General features: G+C 63.2%; 17 protein-coding genes. 8 read left to right on the top strand and 9 right to left on the bottom strand.

Features of this window, described 5'->3' with window-relative positions; translation table 11 throughout:
- Positions 1–15 precede the first annotated feature (15 nt).
- From rng to mreB, 5 genes are all read right to left on the bottom strand, one after another.
- Positions 16–1,473 carry a ribonuclease G gene (gene rng, locus QN085_RS04805; RefSeq protein WP_013971067.1) on the bottom strand — a complete coding sequence of 486 codons (1,458 nt, stop codon included), beginning with the start codon at positions 1,471–1,473 and terminating at the stop codon, positions 16–18.
- 54 nt (positions 1,474–1,527) lie between these two features.
- Entirely contained in the window at positions 1,528–2,139 is a 612-nt protein-coding gene (locus QN085_RS04800) for a Maf family protein (RefSeq protein WP_013971066.1), read from the bottom strand.
- 33 nt (positions 2,140–2,172) lie between these two features.
- A complete protein-coding gene (mreD, locus tag QN085_RS04795) occupies positions 2,173–2,661 on the bottom strand; it encodes a rod shape-determining protein MreD (protein WP_015269051.1) in 489 nt (162 codons plus the stop codon).
- Positions 2,661–3,665 (bottom strand): rod shape-determining protein MreC, encoded by a 1,005-nt coding sequence (mreC, locus tag QN085_RS04790; protein WP_041506247.1) that lies wholly within the window; start codon positions 3,663–3,665, stop codon positions 2,661–2,663. The genes mreD and mreC overlap by 1 nt, the downstream gene beginning before the upstream one ends.
- A 226-nt stretch (positions 3,666–3,891) precedes the next feature.
- A complete protein-coding gene (gene mreB, locus QN085_RS04785; protein WP_003255163.1) occupies positions 3,892–4,929 on the bottom strand; it encodes a rod shape-determining protein MreB in 1,038 nt (345 codons plus the stop codon).
- Between the two features lie 205 nt (positions 4,930–5,134).
- Between mreB and gatC the strand changes: the two genes are divergently transcribed.
- The 6 genes from gatC to QN085_RS04755 all read left to right on the top strand — a co-directional run bounded on the left by gatC (position 5,135) and on the right by QN085_RS04755 (position 10,353).
- Positions 5,135–5,422, top strand: coding sequence for an Asp-tRNA(Asn)/Glu-tRNA(Gln) amidotransferase subunit GatC (gatC, locus tag QN085_RS04780; protein ID WP_003255165.1), 288 nt, complete (start codon positions 5,135–5,137; stop codon positions 5,420–5,422).
- 15 nt (positions 5,423–5,437) lie between these two features.
- A complete protein-coding gene (gene gatA, locus QN085_RS04775; protein WP_024086328.1) occupies positions 5,438–6,889 on the top strand; it encodes an Asp-tRNA(Asn)/Glu-tRNA(Gln) amidotransferase subunit GatA in 1,452 nt (483 codons plus the stop codon).
- An 11-nt stretch (positions 6,890–6,900) separates the two neighbouring features.
- Positions 6,901–8,346: an Asp-tRNA(Asn)/Glu-tRNA(Gln) amidotransferase subunit GatB gene (gene gatB / locus QN085_RS04770; protein WP_013971062.1), complete on the top strand. Its 1,446-nt coding sequence runs from the start codon at positions 6,901–6,903 to the stop codon at positions 8,344–8,346.
- Positions 8,347–8,489: 143 nt separating this feature from the next.
- The gene (locus tag QN085_RS04765; protein ID WP_023662789.1) at positions 8,490–8,864 is read left to right on the top strand and encodes a septal ring lytic transglycosylase RlpA family protein; all 375 of its coding nucleotides are present in this window, start codon (positions 8,490–8,492) and stop codon (positions 8,862–8,864) included.
- 60 nt (positions 8,865–8,924) lie between these two features.
- Positions 8,925–9,968, top strand: a complete 1,044-nt coding sequence (locus tag QN085_RS04760; protein ID WP_041506248.1) for a calcium/sodium antiporter — start codon at positions 8,925–8,927, stop codon at positions 9,966–9,968.
- 10 nt (positions 9,969–9,978) lie between these two features.
- Positions 9,979–10,353 carry a carboxymuconolactone decarboxylase family protein gene (locus tag QN085_RS04755; RefSeq protein WP_013971059.1) on the top strand — a complete coding sequence of 125 codons (375 nt, stop codon included), beginning with the start codon at positions 9,979–9,981 and terminating at the stop codon, positions 10,351–10,353.
- Between the two features lie 126 nt (positions 10,354–10,479).
- Here the strand turns inward: QN085_RS04755 and QN085_RS04750 are convergent, their stop codons facing one another.
- The 4 genes from QN085_RS04750 to QN085_RS04735 all read right to left on the bottom strand — a co-directional run bounded on the left by QN085_RS04750 (position 10,480) and on the right by QN085_RS04735 (position 14,867).
- On the bottom strand, positions 10,480–11,838 hold the full coding sequence (locus QN085_RS04750) for an amino acid permease (protein ID WP_013971058.1): 1,359 nt from the start codon (positions 11,836–11,838) through the stop codon (positions 10,480–10,482).
- A gap of 55 nt (positions 11,839–11,893) precedes the next feature.
- On the bottom strand, positions 11,894–12,835 hold the full coding sequence (locus QN085_RS04745; protein ID WP_015269046.1) for an AEC family transporter: 942 nt from the start codon (positions 12,833–12,835) through the stop codon (positions 11,894–11,896).
- 215 nt (positions 12,836–13,050) lie between these two features.
- Entirely contained in the window at positions 13,051–13,611 is a 561-nt protein-coding gene (locus QN085_RS04740) for a response regulator transcription factor (protein ID WP_015269045.1), read from the bottom strand.
- Complete coding sequence (locus tag QN085_RS04735; RefSeq protein WP_003257889.1) at positions 13,611–14,867, bottom strand: ATP-binding protein; 1,257 nt, start codon at positions 14,865–14,867, stop codon at positions 13,611–13,613. The genes QN085_RS04740 and QN085_RS04735 overlap by 1 nt, the downstream gene beginning before the upstream one ends.
- Positions 14,868–15,069: 202 nt before the next feature.
- Between QN085_RS04735 and QN085_RS04730 the strand changes: the two genes are divergently transcribed.
- Both QN085_RS04730 and QN085_RS04725 read left to right on the top strand, forming a co-directional pair.
- A complete protein-coding gene (locus QN085_RS04730; RefSeq protein WP_015269044.1) occupies positions 15,070–15,786 on the top strand; it encodes an SIMPL domain-containing protein in 717 nt (238 codons plus the stop codon).
- A 473-nt stretch (positions 15,787–16,259) separates the two neighbouring features.
- Positions 16,260–17,885, top strand: coding sequence for an ABC transporter substrate-binding protein (locus QN085_RS04725; protein WP_013971054.1), 1,626 nt, complete (start codon positions 16,260–16,262; stop codon positions 17,883–17,885).
- Positions 17,886–17,887: the final 2 nt, after the last annotated feature.

Genomic DNA, 17,887 nt, shown 5'->3' with positions numbered 1-17,887 from the left:
GCGTTTCAGAAGGCCTCAGAGCAGCACCACATCGTATTGTTCCTGCGAATACATCGACTCCACCTGGAAACGAATGGTTCGGCCGATAAAGGCTTCCAGCTCCGCGACGTTACCGGATTCTTCATCCAGCAACCGATCGACCACCTTCTGGTTGGCCAGCACGCGGTAGCCTTCGGCCTGGTATGCACGGGCCTCGCGCAGGATCTCGCGGAAGATTTCGTAACAGATGGTCTCGGGGGTTTTCAGCTTGCCACGGCCCTGGCAGGCCAGGCAGGGCTCGCACAGCACCTGTTCCAGGCTTTCACGTGTGCGCTTGCGGGTCATCTGAACCAGGCCCAGCTCGGTGATGCCGATGATGTTGGTCTTGGCGTGATCGCGCTCCAGCTGCTTTTCCAGAGTACGCAGCACCTGGCGCTGGTGCTCCTCGTCTTCCATGTCGATGAAGTCGATGATGATGATGCCGCCGATGTTGCGCAGGCGCAGTTGCCGGGCGATCGCGGTGGCGGCCTCGAGGTTGGTCTTGAAGATGGTCTCTTCAAGGTTGCGATGGCCGACGAAGGCGCCGGTGTTCACATCGATCGTGGTCATCGCTTCAGCCGGGTCGACCACCAGGTAGCCACCGGACTTCAGCGGCACCTTGCGCTCCAGTGCACGCTGGATCTCGTCCTCGACGCCATACAGGTCGAAAATCGGCCGTTCGCCCGGGTAGTGCTCGAGGCGGTCGGCGATTTCCGGCATCAGTTCGCCAACGAACTGCGTAGTCTTCTGGAAGGTTTCCCGCGAGTCGATGCGGATCTTCTCGATCTTCGGGTTGACCAGGTCACGCAAGGTACGCAGGGCCAGGCCCAGGTCCTCGTAGATGACCGTGGGCGCACCGCAGGTCTTGATCTGGGTGCCGATCTGCTCCCACAGGCGGCGCAGGTAGCGGATGTCCTGCAGGATCTCTTCAGCGCGTGCGCCTTCGGCGGCGGTACGCAGGATGAAGCCACCGGCGTCCTTGATGTTCTCGCTTTCCATGCAGTCGCTGACTACCTGCTTGAGGCGCTCGCGCTCGGCTTCGTCTTCGATCTTCAGGGAAATGCCGACATGGCTGCTGCGCGGCATGTACACCAGGTAGCGCGACGGGATCGACAGCTGGGTGGTCAGGCGCGCGCCCTTGGTGCCGATCGGGTCCTTGGTCACCTGCACCACCAGGGCCTGGCCCTCGTGCACCAGGGCGGTGATGTTCTCTACCGCCGAGCCTTCGCGCTGGGATATCTCCGAGGCATGGATGAATGCCGCGCGCTCCAGGCCGATGTCGACAAAGGCCGCCTGCATGCCCGGCAGCACACGCACCACCTTGCCTTTGTAGATATTGCCGACGATGCCCCGGCGCTGGGTGCGCTCGACATGCACTTCCTGCAGCACCCCGTTTTCCACCACCGCCACGCGCGACTCCATCGGGGTGATGTTGATCAGGATCTCTTCACTCATGGCAGGCTCTCGTCAAAGGTCTTGGATAATGATGGATGGCGTATGCAGTGCTGGCTACCGCTGGTTTGTTACCTCTGGCGTATGCGCGGGCGATTGCCAGCAGGCAATGCCGAATTGGCCAAGCAGTTCGGCCGTTTCACTGAGGGGCAAGCCGACCACCGCCGAGTAGCTGCCGGAAAGGCCGGTGACGAACACCGCGCCCAAGCCCTGGATGGCATAGCCGCCGGCCTTGTCCGCGGGCTCGCCGCTGGCCCAGTAGCGTTGCGCTTCCTCGGCGCTGATCGCACGGAAGCGCACCTTGCTGGTGACGCAAAGGCTGTGCACGCGCGGGCCATCGCTCAGGGCGACCGCGGTCAAAACCTGGTGCTCGCGGCCCGACAGGCCGGCCAGCATGGCCAGGGCATCTTCGCGGTTTTCCGGTTTGCCGAGAATACGACCATCGAGCACCACGGCAGTGTCTGCACCCAGCACCACAGCCGGACCTTCGAGGCAGGCCAGGCCGGCGGCAGCCTTGGCCCGGGCCAGGCGCTCGACGTAGGCCGGTGCGCTTTCATCGGGCAGTGGGGTTTCATCGATGGGTGCACTGACGACGCTGAACGGCACACCGATCTGGGTCAGCAGTTCACGACGACGGGGCGAGCCGGAGGCCAGGTATAGCGGGTTCATGCAGACATCTCCCTGTCAGTCGCGGCGGCGCCGTCAGTTGATATGCAAGCGTCGGCGCAGGTCGCGCAGGGCGAAACTTATCCACGGCCAGAGCAAGGCACTGATCACTGCTGACCAGACCAGCGCCAGGGTGGGCAGCCGGTTGCCGGTCAGCGCGCTGAGCCACAGCTGGATCAGCTGGGCAATGCCGAAGATCACCAGGATCACCAGGCTCTGCTGCCACATGGGGAACATGCGCAGGCGCTGCTGCAACGACAGCACCAGGAAGGTGATGAGGGTGAGGATCAGCGCGTTCTGACCCAGCAGAGTGCCGTACAGCACGTCCTCGGCCAGGCCCAGCACGAACGCGGTGGTCATGCCGACCTTGTTCGGTACGGCGAGGGTCCAGAACGACACCAGCAAGGCCAGCCACATGGGCCGGAACACTTCCATGAACTGCGGCATGGGCGAGACGCTGAGCAGCAGGCCGATGGCGAAAGTCAGCCAGATGACCCAGCCGTTGTTGCGGCGTGATGCAGCCATCATTGCCTCCGGGTGTGAGCGGGTGCGGCAGGCGCGGCAGCCGGCGTGACAGGTGCGACCGCCGGAGCTGCAGGCTGCGCAGCCGGGGCTGTCGGGGCCGCTGGTGTGGCCGGCGTGGCAGGGGCGCTGCCAGTTGGTGCGCCCTGCTCACCCGTCGTGGCCGGCTGGCCTGGGGCCGAGGTGCCCTTGCGGTCAGCCTCTTCCTGGGCAATGGCGGCATCGGTGGCGCGCTGTTCCGGGCTGCGCCGGTCGCTGAACACCAGCAGCATGTAGCGGCTGCGGTTGAGCGCGGCGGTGGGGATGGCACGAACGATGGCGAACGGCTGGCCGGAATCGTGGATCACTTCGTTGACCGTGGCCACCGGGTAACCGGCCGGGAAGCGTTGCCCCATGCCGGAACTGACCAGCAGGTCGCCTTCCTTGATGTCGGCGGTATCGGCCACATGGCGCAGCTCCAGGCGCTCCGGGTTGCCGGTACCGCTGGCGATGGCGCGCAGGCCGTTGCGGTTGACCTGCACCGGGATGCTATGGGTGGTATCGGTCAGCAACAGTACGCGCGAGGTGTACGGCATCAGCTCGACCACCTGGCCCATGAGGCCACGGGCATCGAGCACCGGCTGGCCGAGGAACACGCCATCACGTTCGCCCTTGTTGATCAGGATGCGGTGGGTGAACGGGTTGGGATCGACACCGATCAGCTCCGCCACTTCGACCTTTTCGTTGACCAGCGCCGAAGAGTTGAGCAACTCGCGCAGGCGCACGTTCTGCTCGGTCAGGGCCGCCAGTTTCTGCAGGCGCCCCTGCAGCAGCAGGGCTTCGGTCTTGAGCTTTTCGTTTTCGGCGATCAGTTCGGTGCGGCTGCCGAACTGGCCGGCCACACCTTGCCACGCACGCTGCGGCAGGTCGGTGATCCAGTACGACTCCATGAGTACCAGGCCCATCTGGCTGCGCACTGGTTTAAGCACGTCGAAGCGCGCGTCGACAACCATCAACGCGACCGACATCACCACCAGGACGAGCAGGCGAACGCCCAGCGAAGGGCCCTTGGAGAAAAGCGGTTTAATGGGCCGTTCCTCGTGGACGACTCAGGAGGTCATTGGACATGGGACAACGCACCAGCCTGGTTGCGGGTTGACGGATACGGCGCCCCGAACGGGCGCCAGCCCAGCACATACAGGTAGCACTGTGCGTACTACCTGTAAACCGGGCGCTCGTGAACAGCGAGCGGAATCACTCGCTGGAGAGCAGGTCCATCGCGTGCTTGTCCATCATCTCCAGGGCGCGACCGCCGCCACGGGCGACACAGGTCAGCGGGTCTTCGGCGACGATCACCGGCAGGCCGGTTTCCTGGGCCAGCAGCTTGTCCAGGTCACGCAGCAGTGCGCCACCACCGGTCAGCACCAGGCCACGCTCGGCGATGTCCGAAGCCAGCTCGGGCGGCGATTGCTCCAAGGCACTCTTGACCGCCTGGACGATGGTCGCCAGGGACTCCTGCAGCGCTTCGAGCACTTCGTTGGAGTTCAGGGTGAAGGCACGCGGTACGCCCTCGGCCAGGTTGCGGCCGCGCACGTCGACTTCGCGTACTTCGCCGCCCGGGTAGGCAGTACCGATTTCCTGCTTGATGCGCTCGGCGGTGGACTCGCCGATCAGGCTGCCGTAGTTGCGGCGCACGTAGGTGACGATGGCTTCATCGAAGCGGTCGCCGCCAACGCGGACGGATTCGGCATAGACCACGCCGTTCAGGGAGATCAGCGCGATTTCAGTGGTACCACCACCGATATCGACGACCATCGAACCGCGGGCTTCTTCGACCGGCAGGCCGGCACCGATGGCGGCGGCCATCGGCTCTTCGATCAGGAACACTTCACGGGCACCGGCACCCAGCGCCGATTCGCGAATGGCGCGGCGCTCTACCTGGGTCGACTTGCACGGCACGCAGATCAGCACGCGCGGGCTCGGCTGCAGGAAGCTGTTCTCGTGAACCTTGTTGATAAAATATTGCAACATTTTTTCGCAGACGCTGAAGTCGGCGATGACGCCGTCCTTCATCGGACGAATGGCAGCAATGTTGCCAGGCGTACGGCCCAGCATGCGCTTGGCTTCGGTACCGACGGCGACGACGCTTTTCTGGTTGCCATGGGTACGGATGGCAACAACCGAGGGCTCATTCAGGACGATACCGCGCTCACGCACGTAAATAAGGGTGTTGGCAGTACCCAGGTCGATGGACAGATCGCTGGAAAACATGCCACGCAGTTTCTTGAACATGGGAAAGTGACCCTGGGGAAAGCGTGGGTAAAAAAGTGCGGCAAACTCTAACAATGGCAGGGATTTTGGGCAAGGAGCCAATATGTTAAATTGGCTGTTTTTCCGAGCACGCCAGCAGAATTTCGCGGCCGTTAGACCGCCAGAAAGCTGACATGTTCCTCACTGCGGACCCGAATTCCGGTCTTTGTTTCCCCTGGAGATCCCCATGGCGCTTGAACGCTGCGACGTGGAAAAGATCGCCCATCTGGCCCGTCTGGGGCTGAATGATGGCGAACTGCCACGCATTACTGACGCACTGAACAGCATTCTCGGGCTGGTCGACCAGATGCAAGCGGTCGACACTACTGGCATCGAGCCACTGGCCCACCCCCTGGAGGCCAGCCAGCGCCTGCGTCCCGACCAGGTCACCGAGAGCAACCAGCGCGACGCCTACCAGGCCATCGCGCCGTCGACCGAAAGCGGTCTGTACCTGGTTCCCAAAGTCATCGAGTAAGGGATAGTGCCTGCCATGCATCAATTGACCCTGGCCGAGATCGCCCGCGGACTCGCCGACAAGTCGTTTTCCTCCGAAGAGCTGACCGGCGCCCTGCTGGCGCGCATCAAGCAGCTCGACCCGCAGATCAACAGCTTCATCAGCGTCACCGAAGACCTGGCCCTGGGCCAGGCGCGTGCCGCCGACGCCCGTCGCGCCGCTGGCGAAACCGGCGCGCTGCTGGGTGCCCCCATCGCCCACAAGGACCTGTTCTGCACCAACGGCGTACGCACCAGCTGCGGCTCGAAGATGCTCGACAACTTCAAGGCGCCGTATGACGCCACCGTGGTTGCCAAGCTGGCCGAAGCCGGCATGGTCACCCTGGGCAAGACCAACATGGACGAATTCGCCATGGGTTCGGCCAACGAATCCAGCCACTACGGCGCGGTGAAGAACCCATGGAACCTCGAGCACGTCCCGGGCGGCTCGTCGGGCGGTTCGGCCGCGGCAGTGGCTGCACGCCTGCTGCCAGCCACCACCGGCACCGACACCGGCGGCTCCATCCGCCAACCGGCGGCACTGACCAACCTCACCGGCCTCAAGCCAACCTACGGCCGCGTGTCGCGCTGGGGCATGATCGCCTACGCCTCCAGCCTCGACCAGGGTGGCCCGCTGGCCCGTACCGCCGAAGACTGCGCCCTGTTGCTGCAAGGCATGGCCGGTTTCGACGCCAAGGACTCCACCAGCATCGAAGAACCGGTGCCGGACTACAGCGCCAACCTGAATGCTTCGCTGCAAGGCCTGCGCATCGGCCTGCCGAAGGAGTACTTCGGTGCCGGCCTCGACCCACGCATCGCCGACCTGGTCCAGGCCAGCGTCAAGGAGCTGGAAAAGCTCGGCGCGGTGGTCAAGGAAATCAGCCTGCCGAACATGCAGCACGCCATCCCGGCCTACTACGTGATCGCCCCCGCTGAAGCCTCGTCCAACCTGTCGCGTTTCGATGGCGTGCGCTTCGGCTACCGCTGCGAGAACCCGAAAGACCTCACCGACCTGTACAAGCGTTCGCGTGGCGAAGGTTTCGGTGTCGAAGTGCAGCGCCGCATCATGGTCGGCACCTACGCCCTGTCGGCCGGCTACTACGACGCCTACTACGTGAAGGCGCAGCAGATCCGCCGCCTGATCAAGAACGACTTCATGGCCGCCTTCAACGACGTCGACCTGATCCTCGGCCCGACCACGCCAAACCCGGCCTGGAAGCTCGGCGCCAAGAGCAGCGACCCGGTCGCCGCCTACCTGGAAGACGTCTACACCATCACCGCCAACCTGGCGGGCCTGCCGGGCCTGTCGATGCCGGCCGGCTTCGTCGATGGCCTGCCGGTCGGCGTGCAGCTGCTGGCGCCATACTTCCAGGAAGGCCGCCTGCTCAACGTCGCGCACCGCTACCAGCAAGTGACCGACTGGCACACCCGCGCCCCCAACGGCTTCTGAGGAATTCACACATGCAATGGGAAGTTGTGATCGGGCTGGAAATCCACACTCAGCTCGCCACCCAGTCGAAGATCTTCTCCGGCAGCGCCACCACCTTCGGTTCCGAGCCGAACACCCAGGCCAGCCTGGTTGACCTGGGCATGCCTGGCGTACTGCCAGTACTGAACCAGGAAGCCGTGCGCATGGCGTGCATGTTCGGCCTGGCCATCGATGCCGAGATCGGCAAGCGCAACGTGTTCGCGCGCAAGAACTACTTCTACCCGGACCTGCCCAAGGGCTACCAGATCAGCCAGATGGACCTGCCGATCGTCGGCAAGGGCCACCTGGACATCGCCCTGGAAGACGGCACCATCAAGCGCATCGGGGTAACCCGCGCGCACCTGGAAGAAGATGCCGGCAAGAGCCTGCACGAAGACTTCAGCGGCTCCACCGGCATCGACCTGAACCGTGCCGGCACCCCGCTGCTGGAAATCGTCTCCGAGCCCGACATGCGCAGCGCCAAGGAAGCCGTGGCCTACGTCAAGGCGATCCACGCGCTGGTGCGTTACCTGGGCATCTGCGACGGCAACATGGCCGAAGGCTCGCTGCGTTGCGACTGCAACGTGTCGATCCGCCCGAAAGGCCAGGCCGAGTTCGGCACCCGCTGCGAGATCAAGAACGTCAACTCGTTCCGCTTCATCGAACGCGCGATCAACAGCGAGATCCAGCGCCAGATCGACCTGATCGAGGACGGCGGCAAGGTGGTACAGGAAACCCGCCTGTACGACCCGAACAAGGACGAGACCCGCTCCATGCGCAGCAAGGAGGAAGCCAACGACTACCGTTACTTCCCCGACCCGGACCTGCTGCCGGTGGTGATCGAGGACAGCTTCCTCGAAACCGTCCGCGCCGGCTTGCCGGAACTGCCGACGCAGAAGGTCGAGCGCTTCCAGAACCAGTACGGCCTGTCGGCCTACGACGCCAACGTGCTGGCTTCCAGCCGCGAGCAGGCGGACTACTTCGAGGAAGTGGTGAAGATCGGTGGCGATGCCAAGCTGGCTGCCAACTGGGTCATGGTCGAACTGGGCAGCCTGCTGAACAAGCTGGGCATCGAGATCGACCAGGCACCGGTCAGCGCCGCACAGCTGGGTGGCATGCTGCTGCGTATCCGCGACAACACCATCAGCGGCAAGATCGCCAAGACCGTGTTCGAGGCCATGGCCGCCGGTGAAGGCGATGCCGACAGCATCATCGAAAGCAAGGGCCTGAAGCAGGTCACCGATACCGGTGCGATCGACAAGATGCTCGACGAGGTGCTGGCGGCAAACGCCGAGCAGGTCGAACAGTACCGCGCAGCCGACGAGGCCAAGCGTGGCAAGATGTTCGGCTTCTTTGTCGGCCAGGCGATGAAAGCCTCCAAAGGCAAGGCCAACCCGGGGCAAGTGAACCAATTGCTCAAGGCCAAGCTCGAAGGGTGATTGTTTTTCCCCTGTAGTCCTGCGAGGGCTTCGCCCTCGTTCGCGGCTAAAGCCGCTCCCACAGGTACAGCGCCGCTCGCCAGTGCAGCGCCGTACCTGTGGGAGCGGCTTTAGCCGCGAATGGCCGCACCGGAGCATTCGAATTGCTAAAACGATCCCTGAGCACCCTCGCCCTCTTCTCCCTGCTGGCCGGCTGCGCCAGCCAGGACATCGACCCCGACGGTTACGACAAGACCGGCACCGCCTCCTATTACGGCTCTCGCCACCACGGCAAACGCACCGCCAGCGGCGAACCGTTCAACCAGCACGGCCTCACCGCCGCCCACCGCAGCCTGCCCTTCGGCACCCGGGTACGGGTGACCAACCTGGCCAACCAGCGCAGCGTCGTGGTGCGCATCAACGACCGTGGCCCACACACCCGCGGCCGCCTGATCGATCTTTCACGTGCCGCCGCAGAAAAAATCGGCATGATCCGTAGCGGAACCGCGCGCGTGCGAGTACAAGGGCTTAGCGACTGACGCGACAGGAGTCCGACCATTTTCGACCTGGCTACCCTACCTACCACCAGCCTCCTGCAACTGGGCATCGCCCTGCTGTTGCTGATCGGCGGTGCCGAACTGCTGGTACGCGCAGCCCTGCGCCTGGCCCAGCGCCTGCACGTACGCCCGCTGATCATCGGCCTTAGCCTGGTGGCCTTCGGCAGCACTGCCCCGCAAATGACCGTGAGCCTGCAGGCCGCCTACCAGGGCGCGCCGGACGTGGCGGTGGGCAGCGTTATCGGCAGCAACATATTCAACGTATTGGTCATTCTCGGCCTGGCCGCACTGATCATCCCGCTGCGCGTGTCGCGGCAACTGGTGCGCCTGGACATTCCACTGATGATCGTCGCCAGCGGCCTGGTCTACGCGTTATCCGCAAACGGCCACCTGGGCCGGGCCGAAGGGGTGTTGCTGCTGACCGGACTGATCGGCTACCTGGCAATGCTTTGGCACCAGTCGCGCCACTACGCCCGCACCTACCCCGCACCGACCACCGTCACCAGCAGCGCCGGGCGCTTCTGGTCGGGCACGCTGCTGCAGGTGCTGGCCGGCCTGGGCCTGCTGAGCCTGGCAGGTCACTTGTTGCTGGAAGCCGCCGTGGAGGTGGCCACCGACCTGGGCCTGTCCGAGCGCATCATCGGCCTGACTGTCGTTGCCATTTGCACCTCCCTGCCGGAACTGGCCGCTGCGCTGATCGCCGCCCTGCGCGGTGAACGGGAAATCGCCGTGGGCACAGTGATCGGCAGCAACCTGTTCAACCTGCTGGCCGTGCTGGGCCTGACCGCGCTGGTCACTCCCGAGCCGCTGTCGATCTCGCCCAACGCCTTGGCCTTCGATCTGCCGGTAATGCTGGGTGTTGCTGCGCTGAGCCTGCCGGTGTTCTATTCCGGCTACCGCATCACTCGCGCCGAAGGCCTGGTGTTCCTCTGCCTGTACCTGGCCTATGGGCTGCACGTGGCGGCGTTTACCATGGGCATGCCACTGGCCGGCCGCCTGGAGCGGTTGATGCTGTTCTACGTACTGCCGGTGCTCGCCATGGTGTTGCTGTACACCACCGCACGAGCCTGGCGCCGCCAACACTAAGGAAAACAACATGGCTGATAGCAAGAAAACCGGCGAACAGATTCGGCGCCAGGTGATGGGCGATGCATTCGTCGACCGCGCCCTGGGCAATGCCACCGACTTTACCCAGCCGCTGCAGGACTTCGTCAACGAACATGCCTGGGGTAGCGTGTGGGCCCGCGACGGGCTGCCGTTGAAAACCCGCAGCCTGATTACCCTGGCCACGCTCACGGCACTCAAGTGCCCGCAGGAGCTCAAGGGACATGTGCGCGGGGCGTTGAACAATGGCTGCACGGTGGAGGAAATTCGCGAAGCGCTGCTGCATTGCGCGGTGTATGCGGGGGTGCCCGCGGCGATTGATGCGTTCCGTGCGGCACAGGAAGTGATCGACAGCTATCAAGGCTGACCCAGCCTTTTTCAGGCCCGGCCTCTTTGCGGGTAAACCCGCTCCCACAGGTACTGCACAGGTCTTAGAGCCTGTGGAATCCCTGTGGGAGCGGGCGTGCCCGCGAAGAGGCCGGTACTGTGTTACCTACCTGGCCTGGCGAGCCTTCTTCATCTTGAAGGCCACCCACAGCACCAGGATCCACCCCGGAATCAGCATTACCGAGATGCGAATCGGCGGGGTCAGGTACATCACCACCAGAATCAGCACGATGAACGCCAGGCACAGGTAGTTGGTTACCGGGTGCCCCCAGCTCTTGTAGAACGGGGTAATCCCGGCCGCCAGCTTGGCCTTGCGGAACTTCAGGTGGGTGATGCTGATGCTCGCCCAGTTGATCACCAGCGCCGACACCGCCAGGGCCATCAGCAAACCAAAGGCTTCACCCGGCATCAGGTAGTTGATCAGTACGCACAGCCCGGTGGCAAAAGCCGACACACCCAGCGCGGTCAGCGGCACGCCGCTACGGCTTACCTTCAGCAACTGACGCGGTGCATCGCCCTGGCTGGCCAGGCCGAACAGCATGCGGCTGTTGGCGTACACGCAGCTGTTGTACACCGACAGCGCCGCCGTCAGCACCACGATATTGAGGATGGTCGCCACCAGGTCACTGTCCAGTTCGTGGAAGATCATCACGAACGGGCTGCCACCCTGCACCACCTTCTGCCACGGGTACAGCGACAGCAGCACCGCCAGGGCACCGATATAGAAGATGAGGATGCGATACACCACCTGGTTGGTGGCCTTGGGGATGCTCTGACGCGGGTTGTCGGCCTCGGCGGCGGTGATGCCCACCAGCTCCAGGCCACCGAACGAGAACATGATCACTGCCAGTGCCATCACCAGGCCGGTGACGCCGTTGGGGAAGAAGCCGCCGTACTGCCAGAGGTTGGCCACGCTGGCGTCCGGGCCGCCATGGCCGCTGGTCAGCAGCCAGGCGCCGAAGCCGATCATGCTGACGATAGCCACCACCTTGACCAGGGCGAACCAGAACTCCATCTCGCCGTAGACCTTAACCTGGGTGAGGTTGATCAGGTTGATCACCACGAAGAAGATCGCCGCAGTGGCCCAGGTGGGGAAGCCGGGCCACCAGTACTGCACGTAGATGCCCACCGCGGTAAGCTCGGCCATACCGACCAGTACGTACACCACCCAGTAGTTCCAGCCCGAAACAAACCCGGCAAACTCGCTCCAGTACTGGTGGGCGAAGTGGCTGAAGCTGCCGGCCACGGGCTCTTCAACAACCATTTCACCGAGCTGGCGCATGATCAGGAAGGCCATCAGGCCGGCAATGGCGTAGCCCAGCAGGACGGAGGGGCCAGCCAGCTGGATGGTCTGGGCAATGCCCAGAAACAACCCGGTACCGATGGCCCCGCCCAGCGCGATCAGCTGGATATGGCGATTCTTCAGCCCGCGCTGTAACCGCTCGGGCGTGCTCTGGTCTTGCATGAAGTGTCCTTTAGCTCAGTGAGGCTGTGTTTTTGTGTTGTTTGCAGTCAAGGATCTAGATCCATCCGCCCCACTGCAAGATGAAAATACCAATGTTGGTGGTGATCGCCGCCATTAGCGTGGTAATCACGATGATCGATGCAGCCAGCTCATGGTTGCCGTTCGCCGCCCGCGCCATGACGTAGCTGGCAGCTGCAGTCGGGCTGCCGATGTACAGGAACAGGATGCCCAGCTCGGCGCCGCGGAAGCCGCATAGCCAGGCACCGAGGGTACCCAGCAGCGGTAGCCAGACCATCTTCACCAGGCTGGCGTCGATGGCCAGCCTGCCACTGTCGCGCAGTGCCGCCATCGACAGCGTGCCACCGATGCAGATCAGCGCCAGCGGCAGGGTCATCTGCGCCAGGTAATCGCCCGAGGTCAGCAGCCAGTTGGGCAGCGGCACCTGGCCGTAGGCCATGGGCGTGGCCACCAGCACACTGATGATCAGCGGGTTGCTGAAGATGCTCTTGCAGATGCTCCACGGGTCGGATTTCAGGTCCGGGCTGTAAACCGCCAGCACCACTGCCGACAACGAGTTGTACATGAGGATGACCAGGCCGGCGAGTACCGCCCCCAGGGAGATGCCGTAGTCGCCGTAGAGACTGGCGGCCAGGGCCAAGCCGATCACGCCGTTGTTCCCACGGAATGCGCCCTGGGTATAGATGCCCCGATCGGCCAGCGGGCTGCGCCAGATGGCCATGCCCCAGGCAATGGCGAAGCCGGCCAGGGTGGCGACGATGAAATAGAGAAGGACGCCGGGTTTGACCGCCGTGGCCAGGTCGGCGTGGTAGATGCCGAGGAACAGCAACGCCGGCATGCACACGTTGAACACCAGTTGCGAGGCTACGCGGTTGAAATTGTCGTCGATCAGGCGGATACGTTTGAGCAGCACGCCCATGAACAGCATGGCGAAGACCGGGGCCGTGATGTTCAACGTCTGGATAAGAAGGGCGAGCATGCGCAAGCGATCCTGGAGGGGTTGCCGTTAGGGGGCTAATGATACGCCAACGGCCGGGACTTGCGGGGATCGCGGGGTGATAAAGAGAAGTTTCTGGCAGTTACGGCCCTTTCGCGGGTAAACCCGCTCCTACAGGTACTGCACAGGCCTGGAGGCCTGTGAACACCTGTAAGAGCGGGTTTACCCGCGAAGAGGCCGGCACTGCCAGTACTGAATCAGCGCCGAACCGGGCGCTTCTGCAGTTTGCGCTGCAAGGTCCGACGGTGCATGCCCAGCGCCCGCGCGGTGGCCGAGATATTGCCCTCGTGCTCGTTCAGTACGCGCTGGATATGCTCCCACTGCAGGCGGTCGACCGACATCGGGTTTTCCGGCACCAGGCTGTCCAGGTCGGTGTGCTCTGACAGCAACGCAGCCAGCACATCATCGGCATCGGCCGGCTTGCACAGGTAATTGCAGGCACCGCGCTTGACCGCTTCCACCGCAGTGGCAATGCTCGAGTAACCGGTCAGGATCACCACGCGCATTTCCGGGTCCAGCTCCAGCAGCTTGGGCAGCAGCACCAGGCCGGAGTCGCCTTCCATCTTCAGGTCCAGCGTGGCGTAGTCCGGCAGGTCTTGCTGGGCCAGGATCAACCCTTCCTCGGCAGAGCTGGCGGTGCTGACGCGGAAACCGCGGCGGCTCATGGCCCGGGCCATGACACGGGTGAAGGTGGCATCGTCATCCACCAGCAGCAGGTGCGGCAGCTCTTCGCCTTCGACCTGGTTTTCTTCGCTCATCATTCATCTCCTCGCTTGCCATAGGGCAGGCGCAGTTCGGTCAGGGTGCCACCCTGTTCATGACTATAGAGTTTCACCGAACCGCCCGCACGGGTCACGCTGGCCTTGCTCAAGAACAGGCCCAGGCCGAAGCCTTTGCCCTTGGTGGTAATGAAGGGTTTGCCGATGGCCTCGGCGATCGCCGGCGGCACGCCGGGGCCGTGGTCACGGATGCTGATGACGATGTCATGGGTGTCCCAGTCCAGGCGCACTTCAAGGTCGTCGGGGCAGGCATCGGCGGCATTGTTCAACAGGTTCAACAGCGCCTGGGTCAGGTCCGGCGGCGGGGTCAGGCGCGGCACCTGGCCGTCGCGCAAGCGCTGGAAGCGGTAGCTGGCTTCCGGGCGCATCAGGTGCCAACGGTTGAGCGCTTCGTCCAGCCAGGCCGTGACATCCTGCTCCACCACGGCCAGGCGGCGGTTGGCTTCGGCGGCGCGTACCAGCTGTTGCAGGGTTTCCTTGCACAGCTTCACCTGGTCCTGAAGGATCTGCAGGTCTTCCTGCAGCAAGGGGTCGGCGTGGTCCTGGCGCATTTCGTTCAGCAGCACGCTCATGGTCGCCAACGGTGTGCCCAGCTCATGGGCGGCACCGGCGGCCTGGGTGGCCACGGCCAGCAGCTGCTCGTCGCGCAGGCTTTCTTCACGCCGCTCGGAACGCAGTTGCTCCTGGCGGCGCAGCTCTTCGGCCATGCGTGCGGCAAAGAAGGTGATCACCGCCGCGGCCAGGGCAATACTCAGCCACATGCCATACACCTGCATCTTGTCCCGCGCCATCGGCAGGCCTTCGAGCGGGTAGAACTGCACCAGCAGCAGGCTGTAGGCGGTCAGGGCAATGCCGGACAGGATCAGCGAATACAGCCACGGCAAGGTAACTGCGGCAATCGCCAGCGGCACCAGGTAATACGATACGAACGGGTTGGTCGAGCCGCCGGAGTAGTACAGCAAGGCACTGTGGATCAGCAGGTCGCAGGCCAGTTGCAGGGCATATTCCAGCTCGGTGACAGGTAACGACAGGCGCAGGCGCAGGGCCGTGAAGGCGCACAGCAGCGAAGACAAGGCCAAGGTGCCGGCCAGCGACAGCCAGGGCAAAGGCAGCAGTTCGGTCCAGTAGGCGACGCCCACGGAGCCGGCCTGGGCAGCCAGGACCAGGACCCGAATGACGGTCAGGCGCCAGAGGTTCTGGCGAGTAGCGGACAGCGGTTGTACGGCGGCGAGCATGAGCTCTCCTGATGAGTGCTCCAGAAAAATCGGCTGGAGTATACCGAAGCCAGGCGCCTCGCTGCAGCGATGCGGCAAAGCGCCACACTTTGTCACAGGTTCATGATGGCACTTTTGAACCCACTACACTGTTGCCGGTCTGATGGGCCATGCGTGGAATGGATGGCCACAACCCACGCCTTATATTGCCAAGGAGTACCACATGCAAATCCCACGTCGCGGCACCGCCCTGATCCTGTCCTGCGGCCTGCTCGCCAGCCTGCCGGCGCTGGCTGCCGATGAGCCGCGCTACAATCAGGTCTCGCTGCGTGCCGAGGTCAGCAAGGAAGTGGCGCGCGACCTGATGGTCGTTACCCTGTACAGCGAAGCGCAGAACACCGACCCGGGCAAGCTCGCCAAGCAGATCACCGAGACCATGAACAAGGCCGTACAGCAGTCGCGCCAGGTCAAGGACGTGAAGATCAGCCAGGGTAGCCGCAACAGCTACCCGGTATATGACAGCAAGGGCCAGAAGATCACCGGCTGGCGCGAGCGCGCCGAGTTGCGCCTGGAAAGCGCCAACTTCCCTGCCCTGTCGCAGCTGACCGCCGACCTACTGCAAGAGCTGAAGATGGGGGGCATGGACTTCTCCATCGCCCCGGCCACGCGCAAGGCCAGCGAAGATGCACTGCTCAAGGATGCGGTGGATGCCTTCAAGGCACGCGCGCAACTGGCTACCGAGGCACTGGGTGGCAAGGGCTACAAAGTGGTCAGCCTGAACCTCAACAGCAGCGGTTACCCGCGCCCTTACCTGCGCAGTGCGCCGATGGCGATGAAGGCCATGGGGGCTGATGAGTCGGCACCGGCGCCGGATATCGAGGCCGGGACCAGTGAAGTGAGCATGAATGCCGATGGCCTGATCGAAGTGCAGATGCCTTAAAGGATCCACGAAATACCTGTGGGAGCGGGCTTGCCCGCTCTCATGGAACTGCACATGACTCATTGAATTAGCAGTGACCTTGTGGGAGCGGCTTTAGCCGCGAACACCGGCGCAGCCGGTGCCATGCACCGCGTCGGATTCTTCGCGGCTAAAGCCGCTCCCACAGGGTACGCGGATCGCTTGCGAATCCAGTTCTCTGCCAAATCAGCTTTTTCAGACATTTCCTACGCACCAATAAGGTGCTTCCTACGCCAACCCCGCCTCGAAATATCCCGCAAAAAGCCATTATTTTGCCTACGCAAACGTTTAACTTCTTCGAAAGTTATATCAATGCGACATCCATGTACGCCCGTACCACTTTTCTGGCGCCAACTATCCCTCCGCATATTGCATTGGGAACACCCCCTGCATAAGTATCCGCAGGTCGGCTCACGAGGCCACCTCAATCGAAAAATGACAACAATGAGGCCACCATGCTCAAACACGCAGTCATTCCGTTCCTGCTAGGCGCAGGCTTGCTCTCCGGCGCACCGTCGGCCCTCGCAGCGTCCAACCTGGTGTTCTGCTCCGAAGGCAGCCCGGCCGGCTTCGATCCGGGCCAATACACCACAGGGACTGACTTTGACGCCTCGGCCGAGACCGTGTTCAACCGCTTGACCCAGTTCGAACGTGGCGGCACGGCAGTCATCCCGGGTCTGGCGACCAAGTGGGAAGTCTCCGACGACGGAAAGACCTACACCTTCCACCTGCGCGAAGGGGTCAAGTTCCACACCACCGACTACTTCAAGCCCACCCGCAACTTCAACGCCGACGACGTGCTGTTCACCTTCAACCGCATGCTCGACAAGGACCACCCGTTCCGCAAGGCCTACCCCACCGAGTTCCCATACTTCACCGACATGGGCATGGACAAGAATATCGCCAAGCTGGAAAAGCTCGACGAACATACCGTCAGGTTCACCCTCAACGAAGTCGACGCCGCATTCATTCAGAACCTGGCCATGAGCTTCGCCTCGATCCAGTCCGCCGAATACGCCGACCAGTTGCTCAAGGACGGCAAGGCCGCCGACATCAACCAGAAGCCGATCGGCACTGGCCCGTTCGTATTCAGCAAGTACCAGAAGGACGCGCAGATCCGCTTCAAGGGCAACAAGGACTACTGGCAACCTGATGACGTGAAGATCGACAACCTGATCTTCGCCATCACCACCGACGCCTCTGTGCGCATGCAGAAGCTGAAGAAGAACGAGTGCCAGGTCACCCTGTTCCCGCGCCCTGCCGACATCCAGCCGCTGAAACAGGACCCCAAGCTGCAGATGCCGCAGCAAGCCGGTTTCAACCTCGGCTACATCGCCTACAACGTGATGGACAAGGTCAAGGGCAGCAACGAGCCCAACCCGCTGGCCCAGCTGAAAGTCCGCGAGGCGCTGGACATGGCCGTGGACAAGAAAAAGATCATCGAGTCGGTCTACCAGGGCGCCGGCCAACTGGCGGTCAACGCCATGCCCCCGACCCAGTGGTCCTATGACGACAGCATCAAGGACGCGCCATTCGACCCTGAAAAAGCCAAGCAACTGCTCAAGGAAGCCGGCATCAAGGAAGGCACCGAAATCACCCTGTGGGCGATGCCCGTGCAACGCCCGTACAACCCCAATGCCAAGCTGATGGCCGAGATGCTGCAATCCGACTGGGCCAAGGTCGGCATCAAGGCCAAGATCGTCAGCTATGAATGGGGCGAGTACATCAAGCGCTCCAAAGGCGGCGAACAGGGCGCCATGCTGATCGGCTGGAGCGGTGACAACGGTGACCCGGACAACTGGCTGGGCACCCTGTACGGCTGCGACGCCATGAACGGCAACAACTTCTCCAAATGGTGCTACAAGCCCTACGACGACCTGATCAAGCAGGCCAAGGCCACTTCCGACCAGGCCAAGCGCACCGAGTTGTATCAGCAGGCACAGCACATCCTCAAGGAGCAGGTGCCGATCACCCCGATCGCCCACTCCACCGTGTACCAGCCCATGAGCGCCAAGGTGAAGGACTTCAAGATCAGCCCGTTCGCGCTGAACTCCTTCTACGGCGTCAGCGTGGACAAATAGGC

Origin of the sequence: Pseudomonas sp. M2(2023), assembly GCF_030263955.1 — a bacterium.
GTDB lineage: Bacteria > Pseudomonadota > Gammaproteobacteria > Pseudomonadales > Pseudomonadaceae > Aquipseudomonas > Aquipseudomonas asiatica.
This window is presented reverse-complemented; position numbering and strand designations above follow the sequence as displayed.

Bases quoted from the DNA above. Each gene is read 5' to 3' on its own strand.
- QN085_RS04800 (WP_013971066.1), bottom strand. From the start codon at position 2,139: ATGAACCCGCTATACCTGGCCTCCGGCTCGCCCCGTCGTCGTGAACTG.
- QN085_RS04735 (WP_003257889.1), bottom strand. From the start codon at position 14,867: ATGCTCGCCGCCGTACAACCGCTGTCCGCTACTCGCCAGAACCTCTGG.
- mreC (WP_041506247.1), bottom strand. From the start codon at position 3,665: ATGTCGGTCGCGTTGATGGTTGTCGACGCGCGCTTCGACGTGCTTAAA.
- QN085_RS04750 (WP_013971058.1), bottom strand. From the start codon at position 11,838: ATGCAAGACCAGAGCACGCCCGAGCGGTTACAGCGCGGGCTGAAGAAT.
- gatB (WP_013971062.1), top strand. From the start codon at position 6,901: ATGCAATGGGAAGTTGTGATCGGGCTGGAAATCCACACTCAGCTCGCC.
- QN085_RS04725 (WP_013971054.1), top strand. From the start codon at position 16,260: ATGCTCAAACACGCAGTCATTCCGTTCCTGCTAGGCGCAGGCTTGCTC.
- gatC (WP_003255165.1), top strand. From the start codon at position 5,135: ATGGCGCTTGAACGCTGCGACGTGGAAAAGATCGCCCATCTGGCCCGT.
- mreB (WP_003255163.1), bottom strand. From the start codon at position 4,929: ATGTTCAAGAAACTGCGTGGCATGTTTTCCAGCGATCTGTCCATCGAC.
- QN085_RS04730 (WP_015269044.1), top strand. From the start codon at position 15,070: ATGCAAATCCCACGTCGCGGCACCGCCCTGATCCTGTCCTGCGGCCTG.
- QN085_RS04755 (WP_013971059.1), top strand. From the start codon at position 9,979: ATGGCTGATAGCAAGAAAACCGGCGAACAGATTCGGCGCCAGGTGATG.
- QN085_RS04740 (WP_015269045.1), bottom strand. From the start codon at position 13,611: ATGAGCGAAGAAAACCAGGTCGAAGGCGAAGAGCTGCCGCACCTGCTG.
- mreD (WP_015269051.1), bottom strand. From the start codon at position 2,661: ATGGCTGCATCACGCCGCAACAACGGCTGGGTCATCTGGCTGACTTTC.
- gatA (WP_024086328.1), top strand. From the start codon at position 5,438: ATGCATCAATTGACCCTGGCCGAGATCGCCCGCGGACTCGCCGACAAG.
- rng (WP_013971067.1), bottom strand. From the start codon at position 1,473: ATGAGTGAAGAGATCCTGATCAACATCACCCCGATGGAGTCGCGCGTG.
- QN085_RS04745 (WP_015269046.1), bottom strand. From the start codon at position 12,835: ATGCTCGCCCTTCTTATCCAGACGTTGAACATCACGGCCCCGGTCTTC.